This window comes from Saccharomonospora sp. NPDC046836, assembly GCF_040645195.1.
Taxonomy (GTDB): domain Bacteria; phylum Actinomycetota; class Actinomycetes; order Mycobacteriales; family Pseudonocardiaceae; genus Prauserella_A.
Genome location: NZ_JBEYXW010000039.1, coordinates 48580 through 55484, shown reverse-complemented (window position 1 = coordinate 55484; position 6905 = coordinate 48580). Strand labels below are relative to the sequence as shown.

Annotated in this window: 9 protein-coding genes; 1 reads left to right on the top strand and 8 read right to left on the bottom strand. The window is 61.3% G+C overall.

The window, feature by feature from the left end:
• Positions 1–387: 387 nt before the first annotated feature.
• The 6 genes from ABZ863_RS30095 to ABZ863_RS30070 form a co-directional block, all read right to left on the bottom strand.
• A complete protein-coding gene (locus ABZ863_RS30095) occupies positions 388–522 on the bottom strand; it encodes a hypothetical protein (RefSeq protein ID WP_358542488.1) in 135 nt (44 codons plus the stop codon).
• A gap of 123 nt (positions 523–645) precedes the next feature.
• Positions 646–1305, bottom strand: coding sequence for a hypothetical protein (locus tag ABZ863_RS30090; protein WP_358542485.1), 660 nt, complete (start codon positions 1303–1305; stop codon positions 646–648).
• 117 nt (positions 1306–1422) lie between these two features.
• Positions 1423–1878 carry an MFS transporter gene (locus tag ABZ863_RS30085; protein WP_358542499.1) on the bottom strand — a complete coding sequence of 152 codons (456 nt, stop codon included), beginning with the start codon at positions 1876–1878 and terminating at the stop codon, positions 1423–1425.
• A 411-nt stretch (positions 1879–2289) separates the two neighbouring features.
• Entirely contained in the window at positions 2290–2529 is a 240-nt protein-coding gene (locus ABZ863_RS30080; protein ID WP_358542483.1) for a hypothetical protein, read from the bottom strand.
• Positions 2530–2551: 22 nt separating this feature from the next.
• A complete protein-coding gene (locus tag ABZ863_RS30075; RefSeq protein ID WP_358542480.1) occupies positions 2552–2878 on the bottom strand; it encodes a DUF6247 family protein in 327 nt (108 codons plus the stop codon).
• Positions 2879–2964: 86 nt separating this feature from the next.
• Positions 2965–3222, bottom strand: a complete 258-nt coding sequence (locus ABZ863_RS30070) for a GntR family transcriptional regulator (RefSeq protein ID WP_358542477.1) — start codon at positions 3220–3222, stop codon at positions 2965–2967.
• An 82-nt stretch (positions 3223–3304) separates the two neighbouring features.
• Between ABZ863_RS30070 and ABZ863_RS30065 the strand changes: the two genes are divergently transcribed.
• Complete coding sequence (locus ABZ863_RS30065) at positions 3305–3769, top strand: GntR family transcriptional regulator (protein WP_358542475.1); 465 nt, start codon at positions 3305–3307, stop codon at positions 3767–3769.
• A 233-nt stretch (positions 3770–4002) separates the two neighbouring features.
• Here ABZ863_RS30065 and ABZ863_RS30060 read toward each other — a convergent pair whose 3' ends face one another.
• Together ABZ863_RS30060 and ABZ863_RS30055 are read right to left on the bottom strand one after the other, a co-directional pair.
• A complete protein-coding gene (locus ABZ863_RS30060) occupies positions 4003–5748 on the bottom strand; it encodes a hypothetical protein (protein WP_358542473.1) in 1746 nt (581 codons plus the stop codon).
• A gap of 222 nt (positions 5749–5970) precedes the next feature.
• Positions 5971–6849 carry a YDG/SRA domain-containing protein gene (locus ABZ863_RS30055; protein ID WP_358542471.1) on the bottom strand — a complete coding sequence of 293 codons (879 nt, stop codon included), beginning with the start codon at positions 6847–6849 and terminating at the stop codon, positions 5971–5973.
• Positions 6850–6905: the final 56 nt, after the last annotated feature.

Below are 6905 nucleotides of genomic sequence, written 5' to 3'. Positions count from 1 at the left end.
GGGAGTTACTTCCTGGCCACGGCATCTGCCCAGGACATCATCGACCGGCAGGGCAAAGAGATCGACGAAATGACCACGCTGCTGGGACAGTAGAGTCCGTCCTGGGCCCAGAATGCAAGGTTGTTCGCGCTCATGATTCAGGCGTCGGCGACCTCGTACCCGGCGTCGTTGATAGCTGTCCGATCTCGAGATTGGCATCGACCATATTCTTGTGATGCCATACCACCCTATGGTATTTACTCGCGTGGCGGCGGATCTTCGATTTCTTCGACGGCCGTGTGGTCGGTGTCCTCGACCGATACCGACGGATCTGCTATCACGAGCAGGAGGGGTTCCGTGTCCTGGCCGTGGTGCGGGTGGCCCGCCGTGGTCCGGCTGTCTGGTGTGTCAGTTGCCCTGGGCGCGCAAGGAAACGTCCTTCCAGTCGGCCCAGGTCTTGAGGCGGTCGGCGTAGATCGGCGGGACCATCGCGGGGCCTGTCGTCCCGAAGAAGACCCGCAGAGGCGGGTTGTCGGAGTTCACGACGTCAAGCAGTGGCCCCGGCGTTGCTCCCGGTCGCTACCGGCGAATGTCGGCCGCAAGCTGACCTGACCGTTGTCGGGTCGTGGTGTCGACGTCGAGCAGTTGGAGGTAGCGATCCATCAGCTACCGGCCACCGCGCTCGGGAGTGCATGTGTCCTCAATGGAATTTTCGGCGCTCGTGCTGCTTCCCGTGTTCGTGGTCGCACGCGCGATGAGCAGAGCGGCACCGAGGGCGCCCAGCGCACCAATGCTGAGGGCAAAAAAGCCGACGTGGAAGGCGGCGTCGGTATCGGGCAGGCGGGTGGCGACGAGGACGGCGAACACAGCCCCGCCTAGCGAGCCGCCGACGCGCTGCAGAATGTTGAGCTGGGTGGTCGTGTCGGACAGCTGCTTCGGCTCCACGGTCTTGTAGGCGGCGATGCCGGTTGGCATACCGACCAGGGCCACCGCGGCGCCGTAGTCGGCGAGCAGGAGTTGGACGACGGCGACCGGAGCGTTGACGGGAAGGAAGACGAACGGAGCGGTGCCGACGACGGCGAGCACGGCCCCGACAAGGGAGACCGGCGCCGCGCCGTAGCGGTCGACAGCGCGCCCGGTGAGCGGTGCGACGGCGGCGGTGGTGCCGGCGAAGCCGAGCAGGCTCAGGCCGGTCTCGACGACCCCGAGGTGTCGTCCGAGCTGGAAGTACAGCGTGACGATGATGCCGCTGCCGAAGATCAGCGCGCCGGTGAACGCGGAGGCCAGGCTCGCGGCTCGGTAGAGGCGATTGCGGTAGAGGGACATGTCGAGCAACGAATGGGTGGGTGCGCGACCGCTGGACGAACCATCCCAGCGCGGCAAGCCCCAGTGTGGCGGCCACCAGTACGGGCGCGTCGAGTTGTCCGGTGTCGCCCCACCGCGTCACGGCGAATACAACAAGGGGTAGTCCGGCTGCGATGAGCGCGAGCCCTCCAGGATCGATGCGGCGGCGGCGGCCGGTTTGCCCCGCGGCACGTAGCGGAGGCCGAGCAGCGGACCGATCAAGCCGATCGGCAGGTTGATCGCGAACAACCACGGCCACGACAGCACATGCAGGATCAGCCCTCCCGCGAGCGGGCCGACCGCGGGAGCCACGCTCACCGCGATGCCGAGCGTCGCCATGACCCGGCTGAGTCGCGCGGCACCGACCTGCTGACTGAGCACGGTCTGTCCTGCGGGGATGAGCAGCCCGCCAGCGCGCCCCTGCAGCAGCCGGAAGGCGATCAGCACCCCGACGTTCGGCGCGATGGCGCACAATCCGGCCGCCACGGTGAACGCGGCGAGCGAGGCAAGCGAGACGCGTCCGACCCCGAAGCGGCGGCCTAACCATCCGGTCAGTGGAAGCGAGAGCGGACCGGGAACAGATCGGCCAAGCCGGGATCGGCGTGTTCCTCCGTACCTACGGCGCCACTCCGTGACCGAATGCGCTCGAACGAACTGATTCGTGACGTATAGGGCCCGACTGTGGCGAACGACAACATCGTGATCACTGTTGCCGCCTAACGAGCAAAGGCCCGTACAGTTCGCACACTGGCTGGGTCGGCGCCCCCGGTAGGATTCGAACCTACGACACCCGCTTTATGGTGCTGCGTTTGCCGTCGCTGTCGGTTGGCCACCAATACTGACCATGACCTGTGTTGTTCGCGACCGCAAACGCCTGTCGAATGCTCTCGGGCGTGGTCTTCTGTCGTTGATTCGCGTGGGTAAAGCGTGGGGAGGTCGGGGTGCCTGCGTGGCCGGATGCGCTGGCTACCCAAGCCAGGTCAGATTCAGCACGTCGACCCGCTCTTGATCGTCAAGGACAAGATAGGTGATGAAGCCACGGCCGCCCGCGAAGTCGAGCTGCCGCATCCAGCCGTCAGGGTCGGCCTCGTTGTAGGGTCGGCCGTTCCACGGGGTCAACTCGAGGACACCCATCGCATCGGACAGCAGGGGAAGTACCTCGGCTGGAAGTGTGCGGATCTGCGAACGGACCTGTGGGTCCGTCACGATGTGATAGGCCACCGGAAGGTCAGACGCCCAGCTCGGTCCGTAGCTGATTCCACTCGACGGCGCCCTCTGGCGGCTGACCGGTACGCAACGTCCGCTCGGCCTGCTGGAGCATCCTGCGGTGCGCGGCCGGGTCGGTCTGCGTCATCTGGGCGATGCGTCGCCAGTTCGCCAGAGTTGACTGCAGCGCCTCCAGGCTCAACGTCTCGGAAGCCTCCCGCAGGGCCTGCTGGTACGCCCCATCGAACGCGGGAACTTCTTCGGGCAGCAGCGCAGCCCGGATGTCGCGGGGCGAGTCGAACCGTTCCCGGTCCGGGTTCCTGCCGTGGTGCGATGCTGCCGCAGTCATGCCAACACGATAACCCGCTACGGATCTACCCACGTCGTTCTGGCGGTGCCTCAATGGGGAAACTTGTTGCGGTAGTCGGACTCCGGTCACCTTCGCTTGGTGACAAACGTTCCGCGGCCGTGGGTGACCGTCACGAGGCCCTCGTCGCGCAGCTCCATCGCTGCCCGCCGAACCGTCACGCGTGCTACGCCGTAGATGGCCGCGAGTTCCAGCTCGCCGGGCAGCTTCGCTCCCGCTCGCAACGCGCCCGACTTGATGTCCTCGCGAAGGTCCGCCGCTACCTGCTGCCATAGCAGATCAGGCCCTTCGTGGTCGATCCGTGCGGAACGGTCCTCCCAAGACATAAGAGCACGTTAGACACCCTGTCATGTACGAAGCCTCCCTGGAACCTTCTAGGACATCTTAAGATGTCTTATTATGACCTGTATGTATGTGCAGCAAGGCTTGTTGCCGGAGGGCTCAGATTTCGTCATTCTGACTGGCGAGCAGTGCGATGCCATCGCTGACATCCTGGCCGATGACCATGCACGACAAGCTGAGGTGATGTTCTTCGCCGCTCGCTACCCGCAGGAGACGTTCTCGCTGGCTGAGGGCTTCACCGAATTAGAGCTCCGGTGGGTCGCGCGCATCCGGGCGCTGGGCGAGCGGCTCTACCGGCTGACGCGGCCGCGCTACCCGCTCTACCCCGGCGGTGCGTACTTCTGGGAGCAGGTTCGAGACCACCTGGCAGAGCGCATCGATGTCGGCGAATTCGATAGATGGCTGCCGCCCCGCCAAGCGCTCGCGCGGGAGTACGGCGTCAGCATCCGCACCGTGGATCGAGCCGTCCGCGCATTAGCTGAGGTGGGACGTGTCCTGTCGTTCCCAGGCAAGGGAACTGCCCTTGCCTGATCAGTATGGCTGTCGGAGTTCAACGGGCGATTTGAGCCTGCGCCCCCTTGATCTTATTCGGGCTGCTGAGTACCTGCAGAAACGGCGCACACACCTGCCTACCTCGAAGAACACAGTCGACACTTAACATCCTCTGCCACCAACTGCCATAACCATGTTGGTCAAATGTTGGCCGAGGAAGGTAACACTCCTGCGCTTCTGGCCCAGGGATGATGCGCCGTGCGACGCCGACGTCAGGGGCGCTCCCCTTCGGTTTCTGCGTTCGTTCCGGTATCGGAACGCTGCTCCTGAGAGTCAAGCCTTGCCGAGATCAACCCGGTGATTCTATTGAGGCAGTTAGAAGCTCGGTTGAGGACGTTGTCAAATGCTTCCAGCGCAGAAAGTCCATCAATCCCTAACTCTCGCGCTACATCGGCCTTACGTGAACTGGGAAGATGCGCAACGCCACCTTTTGATCGAAATCCCTGAAGGCTGCGCAATATTGCCGTGACGTCTGAATCATCACCGAGTTCATCTGCAAATTTCCGCAACAGCTGCAGGGAAAGATCACCCTTCTCTGCAGAAGATAGATACTGCTTCAGTGGCGCCGGATCAATTCCATCGACGAGAACTTTCGTTAGCGCGAGGAATGGGTAATTGAACGATGTGGCATCCTCAGCCAATGGGCCAATGAGCGACTGAAACTCCGCCTTAATGTCCCCTGATAAAGGTTTCCATATCGGCTTACCTAGCAGTTTCTCTGAGGCCGCACTCACGCTCGCTCGCGCTCGCCTCAGATCGCCAGCGGGATCCCTAGAAGCAGCTGGCTGATTGAGGAAATCGCGACGAAATCGACCTTCTTCCATCTTTCCCTCGGGTGTCACGTTATATGAGCGCCAATGACCCCACTCATCCGAAGGAAGATCGCGTCCAATGTCACCTAGATATACCTCAACAAGACCCACACTGTTGAATGAAATGTCTACGCCCCAAAGGTTCAGACATTCAAGCCTGTGTGCCGAAATGCGGTATTTGTTGGGCTCTAACGCATAGGGCTGTAGAACCTCTCGTCGAAAGTATACGGGTGTTAAATAATGGAGACGACTGCCGTCCTTATCGAAATATGTTCCCAGTTGATCAGGGTCACATGTATGAGTAAGCGGCTGGCCGCCAGTCGCCGAAAGCCCATATATGAACTCTGGGTAATCCCGGTCTTCGCGGCGCTCGTGCATTCGCGGAACGCGAGAATTCAACATTCCAGTCAAAAGCCACTGACCCATCAAACGTGAGAACGCGGGCGTATTACCTATTGAATACTGGTGTACGACATGAATGTCGAAATGAGCCCAATCCTCGCGAAACTCGTCATCTACGCGATCGAATTCATCAGAATCCATCATTGAGGAATGATCGATTTGCATAATGGCACTACGACCAGATTCGGCCAGGTACTGCCGAAATTCGAGCGCCTTTATTTCGACTCGCCACTCTTTCTGTGTTATCTCATATCGAATCAGCTCTTGCTCCCGACCGGCTCGATTCAGGTAGTTCCATCCATTTTTGACCGGGAATGCGTCCCAATACCACAGGTATGGATGGCTGACATGAATGACGGGCTCGGCCGCCCCCACAGGCTCACTGCAACTCACAAAGAATTCGACTTCTACCCTGCGCTCGGTGGCAACAAGGCCATTGTTGTCAACTCCCCCGCCGTCTTTCACCCAGACCTTGCCCAGATCGTGACCAATCCAGGAGGTGCTACGCAACGCTTCTTCTTCATCTTTTGGTCGAACAAGAACACAGCCACGTCCACCATGTCTCGCTTCTTCAAAATAATGTTCCTCAACGACTATCCAGCCAGAAGGATCGCGGGAGATCGATCGCAGATCCGCATCGGGCCACAGTTCTGTTGGGAAATCACCGGCAGGCTTGGACCACAAGTCCGCCAAAGTGTTACGTGAAGGCGGTTGCGTGTAGCCAGGAATTGACGGAATGCTCACCCTGCCAGGTTACCGATTGGGTTCTCGTTGCCAGAAGTGGCGCACCTAGGCTAGGAACTTGACTCGAGTCCGAAACCTTCTGATGCCGTTTCCATGATCATTAGTACTGGCCGTCATTCGCCGATACCTGCGCTCACCTGCATCGGTGGGCCTGGGCCGCTTGCTGTCGTCCGGTGCTACAACTCGTCATCTGCCGTCGATTTTTGGCCATTTATTGGCAAACTACGTTGGCTCCGCGGCAGCGAAATGATCACGGTGATAACGGAGGTGCCCCGGGTCGACCTCGTGCCCCTTCGCCGTGCGGAGAAGCCCCACCACGGAGTCGGTCAAGGCGTTCCAGACCATGCCGTCGTCCACGTAGATCGCGCCGGCGTCGAACCGAAAGTGATCATTGGGGCAGAGGCAGAGCATGTTGCTCTCATGGTCAGGACCATCATGCGGGCGGCCCAGGCCACGGATGTAAGCACCTTCGGCGTAGGGGCCTCCGGCGCTGAGTAGGCGAATCCCGCACACCTGACACGTGAAGTTGTGGAGTTGCTTCACCCGTTCCGGTACGGAGGGGTCGCGGACCAGTCGGTTCCCGTTGTACGCCGTCCGGGGCGCCGGCCCAATCGTCTGGGCCGCCGGTGCAACTGCCTGCCTTGGTGAGGACGATAGCTTGACCAGGCGAAAGCGCCAGATCCGGAAGCCATCACGTCCACTATCGTGCCAGTGCTCGGTCACCTGGTACAGGCCGTCGTAGCGGAGCCCGCGGGCCGGCGAGTAGGCCGGGTCTCCTCCGGAACCGCGAATCAAGCGGACCGGCCGGCCGTCCAGCTCACTTCGCACAAGCCCCAGATTTCCGCGTGTCAGCTCCTGGTCGGCGATCTGATGCCCTGTGTTGGGGTCACGGCCGCCCTGACCGGTGTAGATGATCTCGTCGCCGTGGTCCTCGTCGTCCGGATAGCCGCCTGAAACGACTATGGAGTCAGCTCCATCTTTGGCGCCGGAGATGCCTGATTGGAGCGGGCGGTGGACCTTAGCCTCGGCTAGCTCGCGCCGACTCTGGAACTCTTGACCCTCTGGATAGCCCGGGATCTCCCCGTACTCGCGATCTGGCACGTAGTGAAGCCTAGATGAATGATTCCGTGAAGATCACGTGAGGCGTGTCGTGTCGG

What these genes read in the sequence shown, in the direction of transcription:
- ABZ863_RS30075 (WP_358542480.1), bottom strand. Translation starts at nt 2,878, where the DNA reads ATGACTGCGGCAGCATCGCACCACGGCAGGAACCCGGACCGGGAACGG.
- ABZ863_RS30090 (WP_358542485.1), bottom strand. Translation starts at nt 1,305, where the DNA reads ATGTCCCTCTACCGCAATCGCCTCTACCGAGCCGCGAGCCTGGCCTCC.
- ABZ863_RS30065 (WP_358542475.1), top strand. Translation starts at nt 3,305, where the DNA reads ATGTATGTGCAGCAAGGCTTGTTGCCGGAGGGCTCAGATTTCGTCATT.
- ABZ863_RS30070 (WP_358542477.1), bottom strand. Translation starts at nt 3,222, where the DNA reads ATGTCTTGGGAGGACCGTTCCGCACGGATCGACCACGAAGGGCCTGAT.